This is a genomic window from Vibrio sp. Isolate32, from assembly GCF_022397955.1.
GTDB lineage: Bacteria > Pseudomonadota > Gammaproteobacteria > Enterobacterales > Vibrionaceae > Vibrio.
Window position 1 is genome coordinate 1 of record NZ_JAKEUQ010000040.1, and the last position, 26,151, is coordinate 26,151.

At 43.5% G+C, this 26,151-nt stretch carries 20 protein-coding genes and 5 pseudogenes; 11 read left to right on the plus strand and 14 right to left on the minus strand.

Annotated elements, in window-relative coordinates:
• Together L1D11_RS20430 and L1D11_RS20435 are read right to left on the minus strand one after the other, a co-directional pair.
• A partial coding sequence (locus L1D11_RS20430) for a transposase (protein ID WP_239833198.1) occupies positions 1–187 on the minus strand: 187 nt, incomplete at its 3' end.
• A 58-nt stretch (positions 188–245) separates the two neighbouring features.
• Positions 246–479, minus strand: a pseudogene (locus L1D11_RS20435) (SUMF1/EgtB/PvdO family nonheme iron enzyme); the annotation flags it as partial.
• Positions 480–616: 137 nt separating this feature from the next.
• Between L1D11_RS20435 and L1D11_RS20440 the strand changes: the two are divergent.
• Together L1D11_RS20440 and L1D11_RS20445 are read left to right on the plus strand one after the other, a co-directional pair.
• Positions 617–1,948 carry an anaerobic sulfatase maturase gene (locus L1D11_RS20440; RefSeq protein WP_239833766.1) on the plus strand — a complete coding sequence of 444 codons (1,332 nt, stop codon included), beginning with the start codon at positions 617–619 and terminating at the stop codon, positions 1,946–1,948.
• A gap of 81 nt (positions 1,949–2,029) precedes the next feature.
• Entirely contained in the window at positions 2,030–3,088 is a 1,059-nt protein-coding gene (locus L1D11_RS20445) for a hypothetical protein (RefSeq protein ID WP_239833767.1), read from the plus strand.
• Positions 3,089–3,497: 409 nt separating this feature from the next.
• Here the strand turns inward: L1D11_RS20445 and L1D11_RS20450 are convergent, their stop codons facing one another.
• From L1D11_RS20450 to L1D11_RS20465, 4 genes and pseudogenes are all read right to left on the minus strand, one after another.
• A complete protein-coding gene (locus L1D11_RS20450) occupies positions 3,498–3,830 on the minus strand; it encodes an Hpt domain-containing protein (protein ID WP_239833768.1) in 333 nt (110 codons plus the stop codon).
• Positions 3,824–5,412 (minus strand): annotated as a pseudogene (locus tag L1D11_RS20455) (response regulator). The gene L1D11_RS20450 and the pseudogene L1D11_RS20455 overlap by 7 nt, the downstream one beginning before the upstream one ends.
• A gap of 270 nt (positions 5,413–5,682) precedes the next feature.
• On the minus strand, positions 5,683–7,233 hold the full coding sequence (locus tag L1D11_RS20460; RefSeq protein ID WP_239833769.1) for a DHA2 family efflux MFS transporter permease subunit: 1,551 nt from the start codon (positions 7,231–7,233) through the stop codon (positions 5,683–5,685).
• A gap of 2 nt (positions 7,234–7,235) precedes the next feature.
• A complete protein-coding gene (locus L1D11_RS20465) occupies positions 7,236–8,300 on the minus strand; it encodes an HlyD family secretion protein (RefSeq protein WP_239833770.1) in 1,065 nt (354 codons plus the stop codon).
• A gap of 127 nt (positions 8,301–8,427) precedes the next feature.
• On the opposite strand from L1D11_RS20465, the gene L1D11_RS20470 reads away from it, so the two are divergent.
• Positions 8,428–9,330 (plus strand): LysR family transcriptional regulator, encoded by a 903-nt coding sequence (locus L1D11_RS20470; RefSeq protein ID WP_239833771.1) that lies wholly within the window; start codon positions 8,428–8,430, stop codon positions 9,328–9,330.
• Between the two features lie 86 nt (positions 9,331–9,416).
• Here L1D11_RS20470 and L1D11_RS20475 read toward each other — a convergent pair whose 3' ends face one another.
• The 4 genes from L1D11_RS20475 to L1D11_RS20490 form a co-directional block, all read right to left on the minus strand.
• Positions 9,417–11,738 (minus strand): glycoside hydrolase, encoded by a 2,322-nt coding sequence (locus tag L1D11_RS20475; protein WP_239833772.1) that lies wholly within the window; start codon positions 11,736–11,738, stop codon positions 9,417–9,419.
• Positions 11,739–11,932: 194 nt separating this feature from the next.
• Positions 11,933–12,751, minus strand: coding sequence for a DUF2861 family protein (locus tag L1D11_RS20480; protein ID WP_239833773.1), 819 nt, complete (start codon positions 12,749–12,751; stop codon positions 11,933–11,935).
• Positions 12,748–13,398, minus strand: a complete 651-nt coding sequence (locus L1D11_RS20485; protein WP_239833774.1) for a response regulator transcription factor — start codon at positions 13,396–13,398, stop codon at positions 12,748–12,750. Before L1D11_RS20485 ends, L1D11_RS20480 begins: the two co-directional genes overlap by 4 nt.
• Positions 13,376–14,785 carry a DUF3404 domain-containing protein gene (locus L1D11_RS20490; RefSeq protein WP_239833779.1) on the minus strand — a complete coding sequence of 470 codons (1,410 nt, stop codon included), beginning with the start codon at positions 14,783–14,785 and terminating at the stop codon, positions 13,376–13,378. The genes L1D11_RS20485 and L1D11_RS20490 overlap by 23 nt, the downstream gene beginning before the upstream one ends.
• Before the next feature lie 273 nt (positions 14,786–15,058).
• Here L1D11_RS20490 and L1D11_RS20495 point away from each other — a divergent pair, with 273 nt between their 5' ends.
• From L1D11_RS20495 to L1D11_RS20530, 8 genes and pseudogenes are all read left to right on the plus strand, one after another.
• Positions 15,059–15,592, plus strand: a complete 534-nt coding sequence (locus L1D11_RS20495) for a YbhB/YbcL family Raf kinase inhibitor-like protein (RefSeq protein WP_239833775.1) — start codon at positions 15,059–15,061, stop codon at positions 15,590–15,592.
• Positions 15,593–15,627: 35 nt separating this feature from the next.
• On the plus strand, positions 15,628–16,413 hold the full coding sequence (locus L1D11_RS20500; protein ID WP_239833776.1) for a helix-turn-helix transcriptional regulator: 786 nt from the start codon (positions 15,628–15,630) through the stop codon (positions 16,411–16,413).
• A gap of 133 nt (positions 16,414–16,546) precedes the next feature.
• Positions 16,547–17,869, plus strand: coding sequence for a D-serine ammonia-lyase (locus tag L1D11_RS20505; protein WP_239833777.1), 1,323 nt, complete (start codon positions 16,547–16,549; stop codon positions 17,867–17,869).
• A gap of 316 nt (positions 17,870–18,185) precedes the next feature.
• Complete coding sequence (trpS, locus tag L1D11_RS20510) at positions 18,186–19,208, plus strand: tryptophan--tRNA ligase (protein WP_239833778.1); 1,023 nt, start codon at positions 18,186–18,188, stop codon at positions 19,206–19,208.
• A 210-nt stretch (positions 19,209–19,418) separates the two neighbouring features.
• Positions 19,419–20,885, plus strand: a pseudogene (locus L1D11_RS20515) (M4 family metallopeptidase); the annotation flags it as partial.
• Between the two features lie 198 nt (positions 20,886–21,083).
• Positions 21,084–21,461, plus strand: a complete 378-nt coding sequence (locus L1D11_RS20520; RefSeq protein ID WP_239834657.1) for a VOC family protein — start codon at positions 21,084–21,086, stop codon at positions 21,459–21,461.
• Positions 21,462–21,662: 201 nt separating this feature from the next.
• Positions 21,663–22,133 carry a hypothetical protein gene (locus L1D11_RS20525; RefSeq protein ID WP_239834656.1) on the plus strand — a complete coding sequence of 157 codons (471 nt, stop codon included), beginning with the start codon at positions 21,663–21,665 and terminating at the stop codon, positions 22,131–22,133.
• Positions 22,134–22,502: 369 nt separating this feature from the next.
• Positions 22,503–23,363, plus strand: coding sequence for a delta-class carbonic anhydrase (locus L1D11_RS20530; RefSeq protein ID WP_239834655.1), 861 nt, complete (start codon positions 22,503–22,505; stop codon positions 23,361–23,363).
• A 104-nt stretch (positions 23,364–23,467) separates the two neighbouring features.
• On the opposite strand, the pseudogene L1D11_RS20535 reads toward L1D11_RS20530, so the two are convergent.
• From L1D11_RS20535 to L1D11_RS20550, 4 genes and pseudogenes are all read right to left on the minus strand, one after another.
• Positions 23,468–23,922: pseudogene (locus L1D11_RS20535) on the minus strand (transposase); the annotation flags it as partial.
• Between the two features lie 138 nt (positions 23,923–24,060).
• A pseudogene (locus L1D11_RS20540) lies at positions 24,061–24,380 on the minus strand (ISAs1 family transposase); the annotation flags it as partial.
• 80 nt (positions 24,381–24,460) lie between these two features.
• The gene (locus L1D11_RS20545; protein WP_239834654.1) at positions 24,461–25,348 is read right to left on the minus strand and encodes a hypothetical protein; all 888 of its coding nucleotides are present in this window, start codon (positions 25,346–25,348) and stop codon (positions 24,461–24,463) included.
• Between the two features lie 167 nt (positions 25,349–25,515).
• The coding region (locus L1D11_RS20550) for an IS3 family transposase (RefSeq protein WP_239862709.1) at positions 25,516–26,151 on the minus strand (636 nt) is incomplete at its 5' end.

Genomic DNA, 26,151 nt, shown 5'->3' on the forward strand with positions numbered 1-26,151 from the left:
CGGCTAGATCTTTTTCTCGCTGACTGGTGCTGGTGTCGCTCTTAACTGCCTTACGCCAACCATAGATCTGGGATTCGTGTAATGACAGTTGCCTCGCTGCCGCAGCTACTCCCACTTTCTCTGCTAGCTTCAGGGCTTCTGCTTTAAATTCAGGGGAATGGATAATACGTTTTTTCTTGCTTGTCATGGTTCACCTCGTTAGTGATTGTACTCACTTAACTCGATGTCTAAAACTGCTGGTGCGGATCAAACTTCGCAATGTAGAAACTATCTACAGTTACATTACGGGCTGGTCGTTCTGCTTTGATCGCTTCTGGGCTGTTTGAGCCCATGGTGAATGTTCCGCCTTCAACCAACACCATCTCTTGGTCAATTTTTTGAGCGATAGGGTGTGTAGGCACGCTTGCACAGCCGCTTAGGAAAATAGTTATGGTGACGCCGCTAACTGCTGCTAAATATTTGTAATTGATAAATTTCATCACGTGCCTCAAATGTTCGAAGTAGAGGCCAATTCTAACGTTTAAGATCATTCCAATTGGTTATAAAGGGTATAACATGCCACCGACTCAATTCGGAATTATGATGGGAACAAGACAATAAGATAGGTAGGTAAATCATGCACATTACTCAAGGTCCTCAATATAATGGTAAAGCGTCTAAGCGCTTGCATGTTATGGCGAAGCCGATTGGCGCAGCGTGCAACATTGACTGTAAATATTGTTATTACCTAAGTAAGCAAGATTTGTTGGAGTACAAGAAAGGCAGTTCTCCAAGAATGGATGATGAAACGTTAGAGACTTACATCCGACAATACATCGAAGGTCAAAACACACCTGAGATCATCTTTTCATGGCAGGGCGGTGAGCCAACTATGCTAGGTTTAGCGTATTTTGAACGCGTGGTTGAGCTACAGAAAAAGTATCAACCTGAAGGTGTATTGATTTCCAATGACCTACAAACCAATGGCACATTACTGAATGACGAATGGGGACAGTTCTTAGCAAAGAATAACTTCCTAGTAGGCTTAAGTATTGACGGCCCAGAAATGCTGCATAACGCCTACCGTACTAACCGAGCAGGCCGTGGCACATTCAAACAAGTAATGGCTGCGGTTGAACTGCTGCATAAACATCAAGTGAAATTCGCGACGTTAACCTGTGTGAACAACCTGACCAGTCAAAATGCACTAGAAGTGTACCGATTCTTACGTGATGTGGTGAAGTCGCCACAAATGCAATTTATCCCCATCGTTGAGCAAAAAACCTTTAGAACGGTTGCACCGCAAACTTCTCAAGTGAGCGAGCAATTGAAGCAGGGTGACAAGCGCCTGATCCCGGGTCATAAAGATTCAATTATGGAATCATGGTGCGTATCTGATCTGGCGTGGGGTAACTTCCTGATTACCGTGTTTGATGAGTGGGCGAAAAACGATATCGGCAACGTGTTCGTTCAATATTTCGAAGCAAGTTTAGAAACGTGGATTGGCCGTCCTAATCCGCTTTGTACCTTGAACGAGATTTGCGGAAAAGGCCTTGCTATGGAGCCTAATGGTGACGTTTTCTCATGTGACCACTATGTTTATCCAGAATACAAAATCGGTAATATCCACCATGATAAGTTGGATGACCAGGCGCACAGCGCTTCACAACAGAAGTTTGGCTTTGCTAAATCACGCACATTAACTAGCCAATGTCAGCAATGTGATTATAAGTTTGCTTGTCATGGTGAGTGTCCTAAAAACCGCTTTATTAAAACTCGTTCAGGTGAGCCGGGTTTGAATTACTTATGTGCGGGTTGGCACAAGTTCTTTTCTCATGTTGATAAATCAATGGCGTACATCGCTCGCGCTATGAGACATCCCGTAGCTCATGGTCAGTACAGTGATTCTGTAATGATGGCGCGTCGTGCAGAAATGGCTAAACAAGCGACGTTCGAGACCAAGTTCTAATTTAAGGTCTATCAATCTTAACGACATTCAATCAGATATGAGTCTAGGGACAGGCTAAGTTCTCTAGTTTAAGGTACCACTATGATCAAGAAGAGTTTAGCGACAGCGTTTGCTTTATTTATTTCAGCGTCCGCATTGCTATCAACATCTGCAATGGCAGCAAACAGTGTCCAAGCTACTGTTGACGCACCTGCACAGAACATTAACCAAGTGCTTGAAATGACTGACACTCAAACACGTATTCAGCAGTTGTCTTACATGGCACAAGATAAGAATCAGTCTATTGAAAACCGCACTGGTGCTCTGCAAGAATTGGCTTCATACCCAAGCCAAAACGCGCTGGTGGCTGTTGCAAGAGGCTTAAAAGACCAAGACCCTGAAGTGCGAGAAGCTGCGGTTATTGGCTCTGAACCATATCAACTAGAACATCGTTGGGCATTGGTTTCTCCTTTGCTTAAAGATAGCGACACTATGGTTCGCCACACAGCGACATCGAATTTAGTTCGTGATTTCAACACCCTAGATAATGCGCAAAAAGCGGAAATTGAGCCGGCGGTAAAAGAGCTGATCACTTTCTTGGAAACACAAGAATCAGAGAAGTTTCAGTTACTGTTTGCAGATGTGCTACGTTGGCACAATGAGTGGGAAAAGGCAGAAACGGTTTATTTAAAGCTGATCAAAACGCATCAAAATGATCATCAAGTTTGGTTGAGTTACGCAGACAACTTCCGAGCTCAGAAGAAAGACCAACAAGCGGTTGAAGTGTTAGATCGCGGTTTAGTGAATGTGCCGGACAATGCGGCTTTGTATTACTCAAAATCGTTGACCTTAGTTCGACTAGAAGAGAAGGACGCCGCAGCAAAAGAGATCGAAGTGGCTGCTGAGCTAGCGAAAGACAACAGTTATTACTGGTACCTCAACGGTGTATTGCAAGAAGATCTCGATATCGACAAGTCGATAAAATCATTTGAAAAGGCGTATTTGATTTCTGGCGCTCCAGAGCAACTCTACGCTGTATGTGATATTTACGTGCGTTACGGCAATGAAAAAACGGATGAATGTTTGACTGAGCTTAGTAAAGTCGCACCTGACTATGTGATTGAACAGTTGAAAGAGAAGCGAGTAGCGCCAAGTTCGTAGTAATTGCTTTAATCGATAAACTAAAATGAGTTATTGAAAAGCCAGTCGAAATGTTCGACTGGCTTTTTGCATTTGGAAGTGGATTTAAAATGTGTGGTTAGAACAAGAGAAAAATCAGAGGCGTTATAGTGGGTGAGTTGAGCGACTCACCCGTAAAACAATTATTCACCGATCGAACTGGTAGCGCGACGCCTGTCTGTTGTACCGTAAAGTTTTCCATCTTTGATTTCAATGTGTAGAGGAGCTTCGCTACTCAAATACATCTGAACGATTTGAATTTATAGATAATGCGAAAGGAATAATTTAATACGAAAATGACAAGCGCTGAGATTCTGTGATTCAACAAAACCTCAACGTTCATCGTCATTTTGCGGTGGGATAAAATGGAGTAAGCGGAACGACCTTCAGATCAATAGGTGCTGAGCACTTCATCGATTTGTTGATTAATAATTTTTATCTCGCTATAGATCAGTGAAAGGTCGTCTACTTCAGGAGCAATTTTGTTAAACGTGTTCTGTTCAACTCTTTCCAGGGCAACGGTTGCTGTCTCTTCCCCGAAGCTAGCCAAAATGCCTTTTAAGGTATGTACAGTGAAATGAAGCTTGCCCCAATCTTGCTGTTGTACCAGTTCTTCGATCTCTTGTAACGAATTGCCATGGTCTTCTTGGTAGGTTGATAACACGGCAAAAATGATATCTCTGTCATTGTCTAGGTAGGCATTTAAAGCATCAAAATCTAGCATATAGACTCCTGTCGGCTGCATATTGAAATGGGCTGGGCGGCTTAGTGGTATAACCATATTTTGATGAGTCACTAATCCATTGATTCCATCTAGGAGGAAGGTCTAACTGAATAAGATCTTCCACGTATTCGTCGCTAAGGTCTGTTTCAACGCATGCGTTATTGACAGCATAAAGGTAGTCTAGCTTAGCGGCGACTGAATAAGGGTAATTGGTAATAAAGTCGCGTAGTTCTTGGATCGATCCTGAGTTTTCGATGTTGATACAGTTCGAAGGATTGTCTTTACGAGACTCCAGTTTATCGTTTATTGCCGCACCGCGTGATTTCAAACACTCCTCAACGATGTGATACAAAGAGTATTCACCAAAATGGGAGAGCAAAGGCAAAAGTTGCGATAGCAGTGAAGTCGGTTGATTGTAAAACTGATTAGTTAACAATTTAGTCGCTCGTATCACTTTTTTGTGCGCAACTAACGGGCTGCCTTCAATCAACAATATATTGCTTTGAAATAGGGCTAGGCTTGCTAATACTTGTTGTTGAAGTTTGGCTGGGAGCTTCAAATTGACCAACTCGGCAAATTGGTTGGCATGCTCAAGCAAAAGACGCTTATTCTGTACTTGAGTTTCTCTTTGGTACGTCGCTTTAAGGGAATTGAAGTGGGTTCCGATAGAATGAATTACGTCGATATCGGAGGGTGAAATGTGGCTTGCGTACATCTCCCCAAGCTTAATGAGCATGTGTGTATTGTCAGCATTCTCGGCCAAATCGATCGCTCTGATTGCACGATGGCTAATACTTGGCGTCATCTCAAATGCACGAATAGCCAATTTTAAAGCGGGCAGTAGCATCTTGTGTTTTTCATAAATACAGCTTAGGCAATCAATCACGTTCAACGATAGTGGTTGCACGATAAGATAGTTGTGCAGCTTCTCTATCGCCAAGTCGGGCTTTCCTAAGCTGTCTAGAATTAAGGCTTCTGCGACCAATTTGGTTGGATGCATGTTAGTTTTAGAGTGGGTGATGAGACTAGAGAGCAATTGCCATTTCTTCCCGGCGATCAGGTGCTCAATCAGTGTTGCTTCGAATTGAACGTTGGATTTCTCGCTGGTTATTTGTAGTGCCTGTTTGAGTAATTCGGGTGTGGTAATGGGGTATAGGCGATTGAGTTGGTCTATTTGTCTTGACTCGAATACGGCACTTTTGATTTTTTTGCCTAATGCCTGAGTGTTAATTGGCTTAGAAATAAAATGGTGAGCCTCTCCTGATAGGGCAGTAAGCACTGTTTCTTGGCGCATATCCCCTGAGAGCAAAATTGTTGCAACCGTGTGGTCGATAAGACGATTACGATACAGAATACCTAGTAGCTCAAAGCCGGTAAAAGATTGCTCTAAGTGATAATCAATGAGAAGAACATGAAAGGCATGCGTTTCGACAGCCTTAATAGCTTGTCGATAATCCGTCGTAGTGAAAATACACTCGTGCGCAATGCCTAAACTAGCAAGCTGTTGTTTGATCAGAATCGTCGTACTTTTAGAGTCGTCGACGATTAACACCCTTAGGTCTCCTGGTAAGGTCAAATCCATTTTCCTCTATACCAAATGATATTTTTAATTTAGGAGTCAGGTTGCACATTGTCAAGGTGTTCAGTTCATATCTATATAGTCAATAAGCTATTGGTAATTAAAGAATATTCACAAGCCATTGACAGTGTTTCTTTGCGGCGACTGTTTTTCCCTTAATTTTGTAGGGTTAACACTTGTTCGATCAAAAGAGGCAAGCGGTTAGGCTTACCTCTTTGTTGAATTGGAATGGTATTTATCTAATATTCAAACGACGTTTTTAAGCCTTCAAACCTAATCACGCATGCTAAGAATTAACACAGCAGCCAATGCCAAGAATGCGGTCATCATAAGAAACACATCATTGTAGGCCATAATTGCTGCGTCACGTTGCATGGTTCCTAGCAAACTCACTTGGGCTTGATGCATCGCCGTGGCAGCGTCACTTCCTGATTGAATAAAGAACGCCTGTTGCTCTTTTAGTGTTTGCCAACCCAATTGGCTCACTGAAGGCAATGACTCTTTGATATGACCCAAGTGTTCACGCGTCTTGTTATCCAAAAGGGTAGCGATAATCGCGATACTGAAAGCCCCGCCTAGGTTACGCATAACGTTAGTTAGCGTAGAAGCGTCCGGTGTATCCATTTTGCTGATGTTCTTCATTGCCACTAAAGAAAGCGGAACCATGATGAACGGGCTACCGATCGCACGCAGTACCATCGATAAAATCAACTGTTTGCCACCAAAGTCTATGGTCATGTGGGTATTTACGTAACAACTGAAACCAAACATCGCGAAGCCAAAGGTCACTAAGTATTTCGGCTTAATGATTTGAGTCAGCTTAGGCACGATTGGAAATATTAATAGTTGAGGGAAGCCCATCCACATCAGCACTTCACCAATTTCCATCGCGTTGTATTGCTGAATCTGAGTAAGATACATCGGCAACACATAGATAGAGCCAAGTAATGCCATACCCAATATCAGGTAGGTCAAACAAGACATCGCAAACTGCCCATCACGCAGTAACCGTAAATTAACCAATGGTTTCTCGTGTTGAAGTTCGTTAATCACGAAGTAAACCAAACTCACCGCAGAAATAATGCTCAACGTAATGATAAAGCTTGAACTAAACCATTCTTCACGGTTGCCTTCTTCTAGCACCACTTCTAAACAACCAAGCCCAAGAGCCATGGTAGCGATACCGAACCAATCGGCTTTTTTCAGGGTATTAAGGTTGAGCTTTTCATCATCCAAGCCATAGCGGATCATGGTGATCACGAGCAGGGCTGGTGGGATGTTTATGTAGAAAATGTAGTGCCACGAGAAGTTTTCGGTTAACCAGCCACCAAACGTTGGGCCAATAGATGGAGCAAACGTCGCGGTCACGCCAAACAAAGCCATGCCAACAGCACGCTTGTTGATAGGCAGCAGCTGAATAACGAGTGAGAAGGCGAGTGGTATCAAAGCACCACCACTAAAACCTTGCATCGCACGGAACACTATCATCGAGGTCATGTTCCAAGAGAATGAACACAGTAACGATGACACGGTGAAGATCGCTGTAGTCCATGTTAGATAGCGACGTTTACCTAGCGCTTTTGAAAGCCAACCACTGAGTGGGATCGCGATCATTTCAGCGACTAGGTATGACGTAGATATCCATGAACTTTCATCCAAGGTCGCAGATAGCGCGCCTTGAATATCTTTAAGAGATGAGTTGGTGATCTGGATATCCAAGATCGCCATAAATGCACCAATCAAGCCACCGAATAGGGCGATCCAATGGCGAGTTGATACATTGCCCTCATCATGAGTTGAGTTGATAACACCAGCGTTGCTCATGGTTAGCCTCGTTTATCGATGGTCGCAACCACAGACAAACCAGGAAGCAGACGACCTTTTAGCTCTTTCTGGTCTGGAATGGTAATTTTCACAGGTACACGTTGAACGATCTTGGTGAAGTTACCTGTTGCGTTTTCTGGTGGAAGTAGTGCGAACTTCGCGCCAGTTGCAGGTGAGAAGCTGTCGACAACGCCTTCTAGTGGTTGCCCAGGGAAAGCATCCAATTCCACTTCAACCGTTTGGCCTTTGTGAATACCACTTAGCTGCGTTTCTTTGAAGTTCGCCTCAATCCAAACTTGATTGTTTGGCACTAAACTCATGAGCGGAGCACCAGCTTGAATCAATAAGCCTTCACGTACACTTCGCTTACCAATTACGCCATCTGTTGGCGAATAAACTTTAGTGTATTCAAGGTTTAGCTGTGCCTGTTCTTGTTGTGCTTGGGCTTCAGTGACCGATGCCTTCGCTTGTTCTATTTCGCTCGCTATAACGATGAGTTGGTCATTAGTAGCGACAAGGTTGGCTTTCGCTTCTTCTAAGTCAGCAAGGGTCACTTTTTGTTGAGCGACCATGCTATCGACTTCATCTTGAGAAGCGTAATTGCGTTTTAATAAGCTGCGAGAGCGCTGCACTTGTTGAATCGCACGTTCATACTCTGCTTTCGCTGAGTCAACGCCACTTTCTGCTTGGCTAATTTTGCTACGTTGTAACGTCTGTTGGGCGATGAGGTTCTTTACATCAGACTGGACGACGGCTAGGTGAGCGTTAGCCTGAGCAAGTGCTGCTTGGTAATCGCGATCATCGATTTGAACCAATAGATCGCCTTCCTTAACTGATTGGTTGTCCGTTACATAGGACTTAACGATATAGCCAGATACCTTAGGGCTGATATTGGTAATGTCGCCTTGAAGGTAGGCATTATCGGTCGATTCAAAGTACTGACCGTAACCGTACCAATATCCAGCACCAGCTAAACCCAATGACAGCATGATCGCAGTGGCAATAAGCGGGGCTTTATTACGTTTTTTTGTGCTTACTGGTTGCGAAGCGGTGTTGTTCTCTGCCATTTCTTTTTTCTCATTTTGTTTTTATTTGGATGTAACGAATTGTAAATGAATCTGATTGATTGATAAGATAGGAAAAAAGGGAAACACTGTTGCAAAAATCTTACTAATTGTAATTTCCGGAGGTCTTATGGACTTAAATGCTGTGACTGTTTTCACACAAGTCGTTGATTGTGGGAGTTTTACGCACGCTGCTGAAGTGTTGAATATGACGAAATCAACAGTGAGTCGAAAATTAGCGGAGCTAGAACAGCATTTAGGTGTGAGACTGATCACTCGTTCGACTCGCAGTTTGATACTCACGCCTGAAGGAGAGCGTTTCTATCAGTCGAGCCTTCAAATGCAAGAGATCATGAATCAAGCGGAGCTGGAAGTCTCTGCAAACCAAGACCTGATTCGCGGTCCATTGAATGTAGTACTGCCGGTAGAGTTGGGGCATCAAGTGCTTGCTAAGTATATCCATAGCTTTCTGCTTGAATATCCGAATGTGACGATGAACTTGGAGCTAACCAACCGTGAGGTTGACATCATCGGCGAAGGAATCGACCTGTACGCACAGATTGGTGAGCTAGTCGATTCAAGCCTAGTCTCACGATATCTAACAACCTCTAAACGTGTGCTAGTGGCGAGTCCTAAATATCTAGAACAAGTTGGTCCGATAAACACGCCAAAGGATCTTAAGATCCCATTTCGCATGATAGAGGTGGTAAATAAAGCGGCACGTCTACCTAAGTGGGAATTGCAATTAGGTGATGGGGAGTCTGAATTGATTCAGCTTCCAAGCCAACTTCGGGTCAACACGATTACCGCGTGTTTAACGGCTTGTGTCGATGGATTGGGGCTGGCTGTGTTACCTGAGTTCATCTGTCGGGAGCATTTTAAGACTGGTCGACTGGTGAATCTGCTGCCGGAATACAACATGCCCCAAGTCTCAGTAAGCTTGGTGTATGCCGACAGACAATTAATGCCGAAACGCAAGAAGGTATTTATCGATTATCTACTCACAGCGTTTCAGGGTGAGAAGCGTAAGTAGCTTGGTTAGCTCAATCCTGAGCACCATTACGGAACGCCCAATCTCTTAGCTTTCTATTAGCAGCTAAGGGATTAAATAAATCACGCTCAGTTAAGTTCGGCTTCCCACTTTATGACTTCTCCATTGCTTAATATTGCTTTGATGGAAGCCGCAGCTACATCAATGTCGCCTTGATCAAACGCTTGGTCAGAGAAGTTGGCGATGATCTTACTGCCATCACTGAACGTTGTTTGTTGGACGCTACCTTTGTTATCTAACCATGAAAAATCAATCAAGGCTTTATCCCACAGCTGTTCGTGTATCGGCTCAAATCCATCTTGATAGTGTTTTAAGGCTTTGAGCCTTGGGCTAGTGCTTTTAAGAGCATCGTCTCTGGTTAAGTGCACCATCGCGGGCGTGTTATATAGCATGGCTGTTAAGTCACGGTTGGTTTTCACATTGGTAAACTTGAGACTGTCTGAGTGCCAATGGTGCGTATTAATCACTTCATCATGAAATACAGCTTGGTATAACGGAACACGATATTGAGGCGAAAACAATAGCGATTTGTACGGTTCTTTAACCTTTGCCCGTTTGAAGAAAAAGTCCGGCTTATGATCAGGATACCAGCGACCTAGAAAGTAGGGGGACTGGCGGTCTTGTTTCATCTCTTTATCTGTCCACCCGAACCCAACCGTTTCTAAGCCGTGCGCGAACGCAATGCCTTTGGTGGTTATGCTGTTGCCGTCTTCGGATCCCAATACGAGAGATGGTTGCTCGCTTAGCCACTGCATTCGGTTGTTAAAAGCGGAAAGCATCTGCGATTCACTGGTATTGTCACGGTAGTCTTCACGTGCCATTGCGGTCGCATCGACATCTAAAAATAAACTATTGAAGTGACCAAATTTCATGATGTCTTTAACGCGCTGTTTTACGTAGTCCAAATGGCAATTAGGGTTTAAGTAGAAGCCGTTACCACGAAATCCTTTTTTCAAAGCTCCATCAGCTTGTTCAATTGCGCATGTTTTTCGTATTTGTTCTGGTAGCTGAGCGGTTAACCAGCTGTCATTTAATTGAGCCGGTATTGCGGTGTTATAGGAGTCGTAAGTCCCAACCAAGTAACCAGATTGTTTGGCTAACTCGACCGCGTTTGGCTGATAAAAGGCAGGCATCCAGTTATCAAAGCCCAACCAAAGCTTGTTCAATCCGGCGTTATTTAGATTATCGACCATGCCGGATGATAAAGCTTGTCCCCAAGTGTCTGGTGAATTTAGAAACGAAGAGGCATGTTCAAATAACCATTTTTTTCTGCTTTGCGCTGCGATGTATTGCGCCTCAATCGTGTTGTCAGCAAGTGTAGGAGATGCGACGGGATATAAGCTTTTCAGTGATTGGCTAATCGAATCCAACAGCAACTGTTTGTGGTATTGGCTCAACCAGTCCTTACCCTTAGACAAAGGTGATACTTCGCGCTTAGCATCATCGGATATGCTGAGCTTTGAGCGTTCAAAGTACCATTCTTTTAGTCCCCACCAGTCTTTTACATCTTGGATACTCAAAGGATCTTTACCAAATAGGTAGACATGACTTGCACCAACCAGTTTGTTGATATCTGGATTACGCGTTTGTTTTGACGCTAGTGACTCTGATAATCCATTGGCGATGCGCCAGTCTCGGTATTGCTTGGCACCGTCGAGCATTGAATTGCCGAGCGTTATGCGGACAGCAAAAGGTTGTGATTGATTTAGCGTGGTAAATTGGTGTGATGCGCTCATATCAATAAGGGACTTCTTCTTCGAGCTCGATCCAGAACTGATATCAGTAAAAAACAGTTGGTTATTGGTTGGGTTGATCAACTGGTAGCTGATGAATCGATCGCTTTGTTGCGTGGTCCAAAACGGCATCTTTAAGTCTTGAGTTGTGTTACTTCCAGAGTGGTTATTGGCGAGATAGCTGGCCCATAGCTTATTGCCTGTAGGCACGCGCATACCTTCACTAAAGGGCAGTAGCAGTGTTTGTGTTTCTTGTTCCGCAAGGTCAAACCAAGCCAGTTCTATTGGTTGGTTGCGCTTTACCCTGATATCGGAAGGTAGGGTGAATCGCAGGACTAAGTCACCCTGGTTTAATTCCGTGTGTACTGCGATACGGCTTGGCATTAACGTCCAAGCGGCGCTGGTTGAATTCGTGGTTATCTCGTCCACTGTTTGAGGGATACCGTCAACGGTTAGCGCTGCACTGTTAACGCTCAAGCCATTCCAATCAATAGAGAGTGTCGGTGGGTTAATTAGAACAGTATTGTTGGTGTTGTCGCCACTATGGTCGTTAAGTGTAACTTCACTCGCTCGTGTCTCTGTTGAAAAAGTAAAAGTGGCGAGAAGGGCTAACATGGCGCAAGGTGACGCATTTAATTTATGGTGGATATTCAGCATGTTTAGATTCCGTAGTAGTAATTACGGCTATTACATCTAAGATGCGTTAGTGTTTTGTCACCTATATGTCTCTATTTCTGCCTCGTAGAAGCATCAAAGCTATCCATCAAAACTATCCACTAAAGAAATCCATCAAAGTTATCCATCAAAACTATCCACTAAAGAAATCCATCAAAGTTATACAAAAACGCTTTCTAGAAAGGGACAGCGACACGTTGAACGTATTGGACCTCAATCGCGCCTTGGTACTCGAACAATTCCACTGATGCGCTCAGGTGCTTGGCCTTTTCTTCCGCAGGGCTTTGAGCTGGAACCGCTACTTGCTTTGCCTTGATCGGCACTTTGAAACCTAACATGTTGTAGTTGTCATCAAACCATTGCCAACTTACGTGGGTGCTAGGGCAGTTCTCGATAACCTCAGGTGGCGTGATCACAAGGTGTGCGTTCTCAAGTTTATTCTCCAGTGCTAACCAGCGATTGCTGTCATCTAAAGCTACAACAATGGGGTAGCTGTTCGTCCCAACGGTTAATTGATAAACACCAGATTCAGGCTTAATGAACATCTCATTCGTCTCGATTTCTTGGTAATCAACGCCCGAGTCGAACTGCCCTTCGAGTATCGAAAGACCATCTGGAGCGATGAGTGTGACTGGCTGTGCCTGTTCATTTAGAGCACTGCTGCGTGGTTTGGCTGAGATTTTAATCTGATAGCCTTGAGATGAAAGACCGTAACGTTTAATAAAGCTCACTTGGATATGGTGGGTAGAGACATCACTTTGTTTTAGTTGTCTTCCACATTGAGTTCGAGTCAGTATTTCTTGTTTTACGGATAGCCAAAGCTGACTATCAAGCGTTTCTTGATTGAGTGCGATCTGTAACTCTTGCCATGCGAGCTGTGGTTGCTCATCAAGTAGCGATTGGTAAGATCGCTGTAAAGGTGTGTCTGCAAACCAAGTCGCATGACTAGCAAACGGCAACGCACACAGCAAAGCGGTTAACGATGTTACTTTCATTTCGAATCCCCAACTAAACGATAACCAACACCGCGGTGAGTTTCTAAGTGGAGTGTCGGCAGTTTCTGACGCAAACGAAGTATATGATTGTCCACGGTTCGGGTGCTTGGAAAGGCTTGATAGCCCCAAATTTTGTTGAGCAGTTCGTCTCGATGAAACACCCGCCCTTGGTTTTGAATAAACAGAACCAGTAACTGAAATTCCTTAGGTTTAAGTGCGATTGGGCTTTCATCCAGATACGCGATTCTTTCTGACAAGTTGATTTGGATGTCGGCGTAATTTAGGTGGCTCACACCCAGCGGACGCAGTTGAGTGATGACCCGCGCGAGCAACTCTTCATTAGAAAAAGGCTTAGTCACATAATCTTTTGCTCCTGCCATTAAGCCCTCAACACGTTGTTGAACTTCTACTTTAGCGGTTAACACAATCACAGGTAGTGCCTTTAGAAGTAACCAGTTTGGAAGATGTTGTAAGCTGTCGCCATCCTCAAGCTGCCTATCGAGTACCACGAGGTCGGCTCGTAACCAAAGCTTACTGGCATGCGCAGCTTCTTGTGCCCAAAGGCATTGATAACCATTGGACTCAAAGAAGTTGACGAGGCCTTGTCCAAGTAGTGGGTCATCTTCAATCAGCAGTAGGGTGTTCATAAACTATTTCCAAAATACAACGGGTTGGATTACGGAGAATAATGAGGCGTCCATTCGCCTGTTTCATCAAGTGTTCAACAATGGTGAGGCCAATACCCATGTTATCGTGTCTATGCGCATCATTTGGAGTGACTCGGGACAAGGTTCGTTCTACTAATGAAGGGAAATGTCCTTGATCTTGGACCTCAATTCTTAACTTGTCAGCAAGGGTCACGGTAACTAATACATTACCTTTGCCGTGTTGCTTAGCGTTCTTGATCAAGTTATCTAAGCAAATGGTCAGCCAGTAATAGGGCAGGTTAAGCTCTACTTCACCGGAATCACATTGATAGCCGATGTTGTGCTTTTCGCATACATGTTCAAGCCACTCTTCGAGAGAAGCGTTTTGCTTCAATAAAGGTTCTGCGTTTTCTGTGCTCAAGTAAACCTTACTGTTTTCAGTAAGTTGAGATAGCCTCTGATAGTCAGAGATTAAACGCCAAACTGCATCTTGAGTGGCATCAGGGAACTCGTCATAGCGATTTCTGAACATTTCGACGGTTAAACCAAGGCTGGTAATTGGCGTGCGAAGTTCATGAGTCAGGAGCTGCAACACAAACTGTCTCTCTTTACGCTGTTTTGTTCTTAGAAATAGCGATCTTGCTAGTATTGAAAATAGAACAATCAGTAAAGAGAAGATCATCACTTTCATGAAAAGAGTGTCGTTGTTCGTTTCACTCATGCAGAGATTACTGTATCGAAACGAACAGCTTTCTCCAGATAAGGTCATGCCTTGTTGCTTCGCAATTGGCTTCCAAACATCCTGCGGGACCACTTTCCAACCTTGCTCACCACTTAACCACAGTACATCACCTTGTTGCCAGGCTCGGTATCCATCAAGCAGCGCTTCCCTTCCTTCTGCTGTTAAGGGTTGTAGTTTGGTGTACAGCGGGTGCAGTGGGTTGGTAATCGTTAAAAACGGGTGAATCTGTTCGCTTGTCTCTGGGTAATGCGCCACATAACGGTCCGCGAAACTTCCACCAGCAGGGTGTTTTTTAGAATGGGCGGCAAACCAGATTGAATCTAAGGTTTGTTGCTGACATAAAGCAAGCTCGAACTCGATGGCATCGTTTAACGCGGAATTAGAAGGTTCAATCGCTTGGCATGTTTGCTGAATCGCGGCTAACGACGCAATATCTTGCCAACTGAATTTGTTGAAATCGGGGTAACGACTACGGTCCTTAAGCAAAGCCTTCGGGTAATGAGATAACTCTTGTTGAGAAACAAAGATCGGGGATGCTTGCCAGCTAGATTGATAGAGTGTTTGCCATTTGTCTTGCAAGCTTTCGGCATTGGCAAACGTAGGCAGCCAAAACAAAAAATAAAGGGCTAATGTCAGCCTGCGCATCCAGTTATTCTCATTAAAAGTCATTCGCTGGAGTCTAAAGAGTTTTGCTCGAGATTTGTAACCTGAATGTCAACAAGTGTCCTCACTTTATCAAATTGTGACCGAGAGTCGCGAAACGAGTATTGCATTTCAATTGACGGTTTCATTCACTATAAACTCAAAAGTGCAGTAAGTATCACTTATTTGATTTTTATTAGGTGATTGTGTACTTACTGTTACCTTTACAACGATAAGGCTGAATATACTGGATTCAAACCAATAAGAGGAACCATCATGAAAACAATTATTAAATCAGTATTGGCAATCAGCTTCGTAGCGGCAGGATCAGCTCACTCTTTTGAACTAACGAGTAACGATATTCAAGAAGGCTACCCAATGGCTAAGACTTTTGAATACTCTAGTTGGGGTTGTGATGGTGAGAACTTATCACCTCAACTAATGTGGAAAGACGCACCGGCAGGCACCAAAAGTTTTGCAATCACGGCTTATGACCCAGACGCACCAACCGAAAGTGGTTTTTGGCATTGGGTTGCATTTGATATTCCAGCAACCGTGAATGAATTAACTCGTGCTGCGGACATTACCAAGTTGGGTGGCAAGGAAGGGCGCATCGATTACGGAACGGTCGGTTTTGGTGGCGCTTGCCCTCCAGAGAAAGACGGTATGCATCGTTATCAATTTACGGTTTGGGCGCTGCCAACTGATAAGTTAAACCTTGATGAGAACACACCGTCAGCTGTCGTGGGCTTTACACTGAATAGCATGGCGCTAGATAAAGCAAGGCTAACAGCAACTTACACCCGTTAATTTGCTATAGACAAAAAACAAAATAAGGGGATGAGATGAATCATCAATATCAAGTGACAGTGTTTCGAGCTGAGCAGTTACAAAAGCTGCGTAATGTGAGGATTCTATCCCCTAGTATTATTCAGATCATCACAGGCAGTAAGCGTTTATTTTGGAAAGACTCGTCAGCAGAGCTTACTCATTCTAAGTTGCTGTTGTGTGAAGCCTCGGCATCACTGAGTTTTGAGAATATGCCACAGAAAGGGCGTTTCCTGTCTCGTGTTTTCAGCTTTCATTTTCAACCTAATCAGGCGATGCTTGATTTGAGTGAAAAGAACTCAAATGAATTTGATTTGCCTACTGTAGAAGCTGACCGTAGCTTGCAAGACTCTTTGAATGCATTGTTCACGTTTGATCGTCAAAGCATGAGTGAAACAACACAGCAATTTTGGTTGCAAGGTTTGTATCAACAACTCGCAGAGAAAGGTGTCTTACATCGGTTGTTTACAAGTTCTAACGTTTCTTTCAGCCAAAAGCTCAGTCATTACCTTTCTCATTCACCAGACGAGAAACACCCTTTAGAAGATGTTGCAGAACGTTTTGCAATGAGTCGTGCGACGTTAATCCGTAAGCTCAAACTCGAAGGCATGCAGTATCGTGAAGTGTTAGCGGAAGTGCGTTTGAGCCATGCATTGTATCTTATGCAAAATGGCCAACAGAATGTCACGATGCTCGCTCAATCTTGTGGTTACCAGTCTGAAGGGCGTTTTAGTCAGCGCTTTAAGGGGAAGTTTGGTCTGTCGCCAAGTGAATACATCAAGACAGTCGCCTCAAGGATATAGAAAGGGAAATACCATCCTGTTGACGTTACGCGCAAGCTTAGGTTATTGAATCATTTCTCGATTACGGCTCTAATAGGCTGCACACCAAGTGATTGAAATAGCGCATAACGCTCAATACCAGAGAAGGTAGCTCATGACTGAATTGAATCTAAATAACCTCACCAGTGACTTTCCATTACTAAATAAACTTATGGCACTCGAAGAGGTGGTTTGGTTTAACCCAAATGTCACAACACTAGAGCAAGGCTTACTTTATGTCGGCTTGGATGAGACAGACATTCATGATGCGAGTCTACGTCTACAACGATTCGCCCCTTATCTAGCAAAAGCATTTCCTGAAACTCAATTATCCAATGGCATCATTGAATCTGACCTGGTTGATATTCCAACGATGAAAACCGCATTGGAGGTGTATTATCAATTGCCGATAAAAGGGCGATTGATGATGAAGAAAGACAGTCATTTGCCTATCTCAGGATCTATTAAAGCCCGTGGCGGTATTTATGAAGTCTTAACTCATGCTGAGAAACTCGCGTTTGAAGCTGGGTTGCTGAGTGAAAGCGATGATTACAGCAAACTGTTAGAGCCTGAATTTCGAGACTTCTTTAAACAATACAGCATTGCGGTAGGCTCAACAGGCAACCTAGGCATGTCAATTGGCATCATGAGCGCGAAATTAGGCTTTACCGTATCCGTTCATATGTCTGCCGATGCGAGAGCGTGGAAGAAGAACAAACTGCGCGAACATGGCGTAAATGTGGTTGAGTATGAGCAAGATTATGGCGTAGCGGTCGAACAAGGACGGAAAGAAGCAGAGCAAGACCCGAGTTGTTTCTTCATTGATGATGAAAACTCGAAAACACTGTTCCTTGGTTATTCCGTCGCAGGGGAACGGTTGAAGCAGCAATTTGAGCAGCAACAGATTGTCGTCGATAAAGCGCACCCGCTGTTTGTCTACTTGCCATGTGGCGTAGGTGGCGGCCCTGGTGGCGTGGCGTTTGGTTTGAAGATGGCGTTTGGCGACCATGTTCACTGTATCTTCGCAGAGCCAACGCATTCGCCTTGCATGTTATTAGGCGTTCACACCGGTTTGCATGACGAGATTGCTGTACAAGACCTAGGTATTGATAACCTTACTGCAGCTGATGGGTTGGCTGTAGGCCGCGCGTCAGGCTTTGTTGGCAGAGCAATGGAGCGCTTACTGGATGGTTACTACACATTAACGGATGAACGCATGTATCAGCTGTTAGGTGAGCTAAATCTAGCAGAAGGTATCAAACTAGAACCCTCTGCTTTAGCAGGCATGCCGGGTGCGATCCATGTCGAACACGATAGTGAGTATCTGACGAGATTAGGTATCGATGATTCGACGTTATCCAATAGCACGCATCTCGTTTGGGCAACTGGCGGTGGTATGGTGCCTGACCAAGAAATGGCGGCGTACCTTGCTAAGTAATCAGTTTAGTTGCGCAGATCGTTGATTTGAAAGCTTACTCTGATGCTCGCCAAGTCATGCTTCTAGGAGGTAAATTCTTAATTTAATACAGCGAGCTAAATTGAATCAATAAAATGTGTTGTCGTTAGCCAATAATATTGGTACGTTTTAATGATGAAACTTAATCCCGCTTCAACTTCAGTTTTCTTCTGGTGGTGCTCTATCTAGAGCAGCACGGAATACTCACATTCTTACGCTGCTGGAAGGTAGCTAAGAATGTCATCAAGATTGTCCTCTCTTTATATCTCCAGCAGCCTTTTTAACTTGGAGATACTTAATGAAAACAAATCAAAACGATAATAAATCAGAAATTATTCTTACCGGCGACCGCGCGACAGGCCCTTTGCATTTAGGGCACTACGTAGGCTCTCTAAAACAACGTGTATCCTTACAACATGATCATGACCAAACAATATTGGTTGCCGACATGCAGGGCTTGACTGATAACGCGCATAATCCGGCAAAGGTCTCTTCAAACATTCTCAATGTGGTCGCCGACTATCTGGCTGTAGGCATCGACCCAACTAAAACCACAATTTGCCTTCAATCTCAGCTTCCCGCATTGGCTGAACTGACCATGTTTTACAGTAACCTTGTATCTATCTCGCGCTTAGAGCGTAATCCTACGGTCAAAAGTGAAATTCAAAATAAGTCGTTTGGTCGTTCTATTCCTTCAGGCTTTCTCACTTATCCCATATCTCAGGCAGCTGATATTACGGCGTTCAATGCGACGTTAGTCCCGGTTGGCGATGATCAACTGCCAATGCTAGAGCAAACAAACGAGATTGTTCGAAAGCTTAACTCACTCGCTGGTAAATCTATTTTGAACGAATGTAAGCCGCTTTTGAGCAACGCATCACGCCTTCCGAGTACGGATGGTAAAAACAAGATGTCTAAGTCGATGGGAAACGCCATTAATCTAGGTGCGACTGAGAAAGAGATTCGAATGGCAGTGAAGTCCATGTATACCGATCCAAACCACTTAAATCTTGAAGACCCGGGTCAAGTGGAAGGGAATATTGTGTTTACCTATCTTGATGCTTTCCATAGCGACGCACAATATGTCAGTGAGTTAAAGGATCATTACCGCAGTGGCGGGTTAGGGGATGGACAAACTAAGAAGGTATTAGATGAGTGCTTGCAGGAGATGTTAAGGCCGATAAGAGCTCGTAGAGCTGAATTGTTAGATGACAAAGCACAGCTCATTGATATTTTACGCAAAGGTACGCAAGTCTCGAGAGAGAAAACTGAAGCCGTTTTGTTCGATGTAAAGGGCGTGTTTGGCTTGAATATACTCTAAATTATAGGGTGCTTTATAGACAAAAATCTCCATTTAAAGATTTAATTATCAATGATTTAAATGTGGACCATATGTAAATAAAGTCAATTAAATCGAATGGGAATAACAATTAATTTATAAAATCGTTTTTGTTACGGTACTTGTCACCCCCAGGCAAGTGTTAGCGGGCATTGAAGCTGATATTGGTTTTACTTTGCCAATGATCAACGCGCAGCAGGCCCCGGTGGTAACCAAAAAAGTGGTCGCTACTACTTCGGCCCAAATATTCAGTATGGTGGATTCCAAGTTAACTCATATTGTCAAATGGACAGCCAGAACGTTGTTACTGTGAATATGAATAATCGACAAGATTATGGGCAGACTCACCAGTTTGCTTGTAACGGGAATTACGGTAAGAACGTCAATAAGTATCGAGCCATTAACGGTGCATACGCGCCTATGAACAATGCGCATTACTTTGGCCAGCGTGTATTCGACATGTACAAAGAGTGGTTAAACACACGTCCAATCCAGCAAAAGCTAATCATGCGTGTGCATTACGGTTCTAACTATGGCAATGCGTTTTGGTATGGTCGTCAAATGACGTTTGGTGATGGCAACCAGTCTATGTACCCATTGGCTACGTGGGATGTGATTGCGCATGAAGTAAGCCATGGCTTTACAGAACAGAACTCAAACCTTGAATACCTTGGTCAGTCAGGTGGTATGAATGAATCATTCTCTGATGTGGCAGCGGCGGCTTTAAGTGAATATGTTCATGGCAGTTTTAACTGGAAAATGGGTGAGCACGTTATGAAGTACAGCCCAGCAATGCGCTACTTCATTCAACCTAGCCAAGATGGTATGTCTATCGATCACGTTAACCAATACTACAATGGCATCGATGTTCACCACAGTTCAGGAATCTTCAACAAAGCATTCTACCACTTAGCAACCAGTAACGGTTGGGACATTAAAAAAGCATTTATGGCTTACGCGACAGCGAACCAACTTTACTGGACGTCGAGATCCAATTTCCAAGATGGAGCGGATGGTGTTTGTAAGGCAGCGCAAAAGCTAGGTTACGAAGCATCAGCGGTACGTACTGCATTTAGCCAGGTTGGAATTAATGTTCAAGATTGTGGTTCCGGTCAGCCGAATCCGAACCCTAATCCGCCAACACCAACACCGAGCATCACGGCTCTTGAGTTTAATGTGCCTGCACCTGTGTTGAGCAGCGGTAACGATCAGCAGCAATTCGTTCTAAAGAACAGCTCTCAAAGCGATGTTTGGATCCAAACTTACAATGGTTACGGTAACGTTGATTTGTATGTTGCTATTGGTCGCCCTGCATCCTTGAATGATTATGATTGCTCGTCTACTAACTTGGATAACTACGAGTATTGTGGCTTTGGCGGTATACAAGGGGATGATATCTACGTAATGGTATCTGGTGCACAAGGTGCAACGGACGCTTATGTAGCGGTAAGCAGTGTATTGGAACTGCCTCAGCCTGAACCACAACCAGAGCCAGAAGGTTCTTGCGTTGACGTTCCAGAGTGGAGTCCGAACATTTTCTATCCTGCAGGCGCTACCGTTCAGTATTGGGGTAACCGTTTTACGGCCAACGTTGATAACTGGGAATCAGATCCATTCCAGAGTTACTGGCATTGGACATTTGACGGGATGTGTGACTAACTTAACCCGTTAATCTAATAGAAAAATCGAACAAAGGGAGTGCTTAAATATACTCCCTTTGTTCGTCAATAATGAGATGTACCGGCGTACAAGGTGCTTGTGTCACTCTTCTAAGCGTTAGATTACGAGTGGCGAACATTCAAGGTTCCTGTCGGATGTTTAAGTTAGGAGTCTGTTATTCATGGAGACGCATCATTTATGGAAGTAAGTCATCTAGATCACCTTGTATTAACTGTTAAAAATATCGAGATAACAGTAGATTTCTATCAGAAAGTGTTAGGAATGAAACCTATACAGTTTGGAGAGGGACGCTGGGCATTATCGTTTGGCAACCAAAAGATAAATCTCCATCAGCAAGGGAAAGAGTTCGAACCTAAGGCTAAACATGTTCAAGCCGGGAGTGCGGACTTGTGTTTCATAACCAACACACACATTGATGAAGTATACGAACATATCACTGGACAAGGCGTCACGATCGAAGAGGGCCCTGTGGAACGAACGGGTGCGGTGGACAAGATTATCTCAATTTATCTACGAGATCCTGATGGTAACCTAATCGAAGTATCGAATTATTAGAAGGTCGGTATAGGTGGATTGTGCTACTCATAAATCAGTTACTCAATTTAAGCTTGAAGTCAGACGTCGTAAAGCCATGAGCCTCTGAGCAGTACGTAATTATGTACACATCTCGTTACGACAAAACAAGCGTGTAACTGGAACTTCTGGTTTAATTTACTTACAATCGAACAATGTTTTATTAACCCAGCCCCAATCGTCATGGTCAGAAAATTAATCACATTAACTATTAGCCTGTTGCTTTTATCCGCTTGTGCGACCACGAGTGAAAATCAAACTGACGAAAATATCTCAAGCAATGAAAAAGTGATTAACAACAGTGTCGAAGAGGCTGCGGTTAATGAGACGGCAAGTGAAGCGCTCATTGAGCCTGCTGCAAATAACGTTAACGACAGCTCCGTTATTACTCCAGAAGACAGCGATATAAATAGCGATGAAGGTTCGGCTTCTCATGAGCTGAGTGAATCTCCTGAAGCTAATGAAAATACCCAAGAGGCAGATAAACAAGCCCCTGAGGAGCATGCTCAGGTTCATAGCGAAAAAGGCTTGGGAAACCATATATTCAGTAACGGGCCTACGAAGCAAGTCATCAAATCATTGGAGGGTGTGACAGATGCTTTGAATGTCATGACTTTCGGAATATTTGCTTCAGGAACGCGACCAGCACAATAGCTAGATTTCAAAAATTACTGACAAAACAAAATAGGCGAGCCAATGGGTTCGTCTTTTTTGTTCCTGAATTTGGTGACTGGCAGTAAACTCCTCAGGGTTACGTAACGTCTTGTTTCTGCTCACTAACACAATATGAGTTGGATTTGAGTAAGGGGCAGGTCAGCGCAGTTCGCTATTTACTTGTTATGGAAGGGAGTCGCCGTATTTAACCTATTGATCTTGTGATATGCACCAAGGGTTTGAATACTCTCCCAAAGTAAGCATTGAAATCTAATCTTACAAAGACAATGTCTTATATTCACTCGTGAGCATAGTAATATGCCGTTGTGACACAGTTAGGTTTAATAAATTAGAGTCTAGGGAAGAGATATGAAAAACAAAAGTGTGTTTTTAAGCGTCGCCATGGTTATGTTATCGACACAGGCGAGTGCGTCTGATGCTAGCCATGAGGCGGTTTCAGACAGCGTTATCGCCGAACAAAGGGCACAACTGTCCGAAAATACACAAGGCAAAGGTTTTGGCCCGCAGGCACCACGTGATCTAGGTTCATATGGAGGGACTAACGAGCGTCTGTTCTCTGATGCGCCGGATTCATCCGCAATGAACTTATGTAATATTCACTTTCATAAAAATGCAGAGCACAAAGGCGGTGAGTTTACCCAGTATGCGGGTAATGGTGACGGCAAAGGTTTCCAAAGTGGATTCAAATACACGGGTAAGCTAAGTCAGGCAGAACTGAAGCCATTCGGGAAGGATATTTGCCCGAGTGACCATGGTTCACTTCATTCTGGTGATACTATCGAAGTGCATTATGTGTACTCAACGGCACAAGTGGAGCCGGGTGAAACATTGGGGGCGTGTTTCAATGATGCGATTACCAACCCTCAGTTACGTGTAGAAACCCAAGTTTACGTCTTAGTGAACGACGACAAAGCGCTCGATTTTGAAGAGCTAGCTAAACACTCTAAAGTGAATGGTTTACACCAAGCGACCAACATTCCACAAAATACAGGTTCTGCTATTCAATACGCAGGCTCTACTACCGGCCCTGGCTACAACGAGCAAGGTTCACCATTCCAAGTAACATGGAGCGTGAGACCACAAGTGGCGAAAGTGAACATCGCAACGGTTGGTAGCTGGTGTGAAGGGAACGATTTTAATGAAGACCACGCACACGGTGTGAGAAACTTGGTGGTTAATCCTGAGCTGTTGTCTCAAATAGCTAACTAATATTGTTACGTTAATTTGCAGTCAATGTTTTCAAAGGCGAGCCCCTAGGTGTAATGCGTAAGAGTCCATGAACATATGGGGTGACATTGCTAGTGTCTGAAGCCCTAAGGTAGGAGCGCATCAATATCTGGCTCAGCTTTCACCTGATCTTTTATGAACTTGACCATGTAGTCATAGAGGATAAGGCCATTAGCTTTCGTAATCTCTACGATACTGTAAAGTATCACCCACGCATCAGAATCATTGGGTGTATTGTTTTTTCGGCCAATGACCAGCGGTTTAATGGCGCGTTCAGCACAGTTATTGTTTATCGATAGGTGACCATCCTCGATGCAACGAATAAGCTTTGGCCACTGCCCAAGCGTATTTTTAACCACTTTACCTAATGGACTAGAGCTTATCACTTTTTGACTCGTCATCCAGTATCGGCTTGTTATACAGTGGCGCTCTGCTTTTCGGTTTTGGGTAGAGGCACCTTTTAAGCGCGCTTCTATCCCATAGAGTTTTGTATTTTAGCCAGCGCCTAATCTGCTTTACCAGACTTCCTCTTGCCTTGAAGATTATTAGCTGATAATAGTTTTTCGGACAACAGAATCAACAGATTACACCGCAACTTTCCTTATTTTCCATACACCAGAAAGAAGCATAGCTCTTTTATAGCTGGTCTAAAAGGGATTGCATCAATATTACTGCGAGTCGCAATCACTTGCCCTTCGATAAGAGTATGTATTACGACATCCAGTTAACGAAGCACTCATGAAACTGCTCAGGTTCAATGGTAGAGATGATAAGAGCAATCGTGTCATCTGCAGGAATGCCATTCAAAAACAAGTCATTCCTCTTAAAACAATCGTGATGGCTGAGAATGTATTTGCGTATATCAAACCAGCCTTTCGCGCCTACAATTACCGCACATAGTGAACCAAAAAAAACATCAAACAGGCAATATGTGACCTTTGCACTTTGGCGTTGGTCGATAATCGTTTGAAAATGTTCTTTGAAGTGGTCAATGTGCATGATGCTCTCCCTAAAAAGGGAGTATATGATTACAGCTAAATGTGATCGTCAAATCGATCGTAATTTTGATTGAAAAACCTTCACGATCTCACCCTGGTCAGGGAGGACCTTTTGATTTTATTTGTATATATTACCGCTGCAGTGACACCTAACCCTACCACAACAAATTCCAATGTAAATTGAGAAATACTCAGTAAACGTTCACTCATATCATCAATGGTTGAATAGTAAAGGTAGAATATAAACGTAGCACCTTGTTGCGTCAAAACCATCAACGCGATGACTGTTTTCAATGATAAACCAAGATATGTTTGCTGCTTGCCCTTACTTAGTAAATAACAGATAAATAATGCCGCGAGCACAGGCTCAATAAAAGTGAACGAAGCAATAGCTTCTACTTGCCAAGGATAAGGGGTTTGTAGCTGGCCAGATGGATCTGGTGGCGGGATAAACTCAAGTAACGAGTGAATGTTTTGTTGTATGATTGGTTGTAAAAAAAGGAACCCTAGACTTGCAACACCGACAATAACAATATATTTCACATAATAGTGGTGAGATGTGAAGATCCTCTGTAGTAATACCATTATTATTGTGAGGGCGAAAGTCATTAGTAACTCTGGTAGGTAACTGTGAACCCATATAAACAAATATTTTTGGTCCGTAACGTATCCTGCGCTTAGAGGCAAGCGGAACAGTAATTCTTGCAAGGCTGACATGGTAATGAAAACAATTGCCCAATGTTTGATTAGGCTTAGTTTACGGTTACATTTAAATATGAGTTTAGTCAACCATTGGAATCCAAGTGCTTGAATAGCAAAACAAAGGGTATCTACCCATACTGGTGGTTCCCATTCAGGGTCGCTAACGCCCATATTCATCATTTGAATATGTACATTGATTGCAATAATTCCTGTTATCATCAAATAGATAAAAAGAATAACCTTGGATTTAATTGATAAATGACGCATTTAATTTCCTAATTATATTAACATGTACTCATTAAATTAAAGATTCAGATCTCAGGATCTGAAAATTATCTGTAATTCTGTATACAAGTGAGCCTCCGATTTGAGGCAATGTTACATCTAAGATATGGTGTCCTTACTTATCCTGTGGTTAGTGCTCTTTGTAGTGGTCAAGTAAATCTGGCCACGGTTTTATGAGGGAACCAGAACTGTCGTTCTGATTCATTTGGTGTTAATCCACCATTATATTGGTGGGGACGATGCTGGTTGTAATAGCCAACCAGATAATCCGTTACTGCTTGGTTCGCTTCAGTAAAACTTCTATAGCCATTCTTTGGTACCCATTCCGTCTTCAAGCTTCTGAACACTCGCTCCATAGGACTGTTATCCCAACAGTTCCCACGACGACTCATACTTTGAGTAACTCGATATCTCCATAGTAATTGACGATACTTCTTACTCGTATARTGGCAACCTTGATCCGAGTGGAACATGACACCAGACGGCTTTCCACGGCTCTCATAGGCCATAGTCAACGCCTTGCCAGTCAATGCGCTATTTGGTGMGTTAGACATCGCCCAACCGATGACTTTTCGTGCGAACAAATCAATAACAACCGCTAGATAAGACCATCTCTGTCCCGTCCAGATGTAGGTCACATCGCCGCACCAGACTTGATTCGGTTCAGTTACCGCGAACTGACGATTTAACCGATTGGGTATATGAACATGTTCCAGTTGTGTTTTTTTGTACGAGTGCTTCGGTAGTTGGCAACTGATTAAGTCTAGTTCTTTCATGAACTGACT

Coding starts and splice junctions, on each gene's coding strand:
- L1D11_RS20440 (WP_239833766.1), top strand. CDS start 617: ATGCACATTACTCAAGGTCCTCAATATAATGGTAAAGCGTCTAAGCGC.
- L1D11_RS20445 (WP_239833767.1), top strand. CDS start 2,030: ATGATCAAGAAGAGTTTAGCGACAGCGTTTGCTTTATTTATTTCAGCG.
- L1D11_RS20450 (WP_239833768.1), bottom strand. CDS start 3,830: ATGCTAGATTTTGATGCTTTAAATGCCTACCTAGACAATGACAGAGAT.
- L1D11_RS20460 (WP_239833769.1), bottom strand. CDS start 7,233: ATGAGCAACGCTGGTGTTATCAACTCAACTCATGATGAGGGCAATGTA.
- L1D11_RS20465 (WP_239833770.1), bottom strand. CDS start 8,300: ATGGCAGAGAACAACACCGCTTCGCAACCAGTAAGCACAAAAAAACGT.
- L1D11_RS20470 (WP_239833771.1), top strand. CDS start 8,428: ATGGACTTAAATGCTGTGACTGTTTTCACACAAGTCGTTGATTGTGGG.
- L1D11_RS20475 (WP_239833772.1), bottom strand. CDS start 11,738: ATGCTGAATATCCACCATAAATTAAATGCGTCACCTTGCGCCATGTTA.
- L1D11_RS20480 (WP_239833773.1), bottom strand. CDS start 12,751: ATGAAAGTAACATCGTTAACCGCTTTGCTGTGTGCGTTGCCGTTTGCT.
- L1D11_RS20485 (WP_239833774.1), bottom strand. CDS start 13,398: ATGAACACCCTACTGCTGATTGAAGATGACCCACTACTTGGACAAGGC.
- L1D11_RS20490 (WP_239833779.1), bottom strand. CDS start 14,785: ATGCGCAGGCTGACATTAGCCCTTTATTTTTTGTTTTGGCTGCCTACG.
- L1D11_RS20495 (WP_239833775.1), top strand. CDS start 15,059: ATGAAAACAATTATTAAATCAGTATTGGCAATCAGCTTCGTAGCGGCA.
- L1D11_RS20500 (WP_239833776.1), top strand. CDS start 15,628: ATGAATCATCAATATCAAGTGACAGTGTTTCGAGCTGAGCAGTTACAA.
- L1D11_RS20505 (WP_239833777.1), top strand. CDS start 16,547: ATGACTGAATTGAATCTAAATAACCTCACCAGTGACTTTCCATTACTA.
- trpS (WP_239833778.1), top strand. CDS start 18,186: ATGAAAACAAATCAAAACGATAATAAATCAGAAATTATTCTTACCGGC.
- L1D11_RS20520 (WP_239834657.1), top strand. CDS start 21,084: ATGGAAGTAAGTCATCTAGATCACCTTGTATTAACTGTTAAAAATATC.
- L1D11_RS20525 (WP_239834656.1), top strand. CDS start 21,663: ATGGTCAGAAAATTAATCACATTAACTATTAGCCTGTTGCTTTTATCC.
- L1D11_RS20530 (WP_239834655.1), top strand. CDS start 22,503: ATGAAAAACAAAAGTGTGTTTTTAAGCGTCGCCATGGTTATGTTATCG.
- L1D11_RS20545 (WP_239834654.1), bottom strand. CDS start 25,348: ATGCGTCATTTATCAATTAAATCCAAGGTTATTCTTTTTATCTATTTG.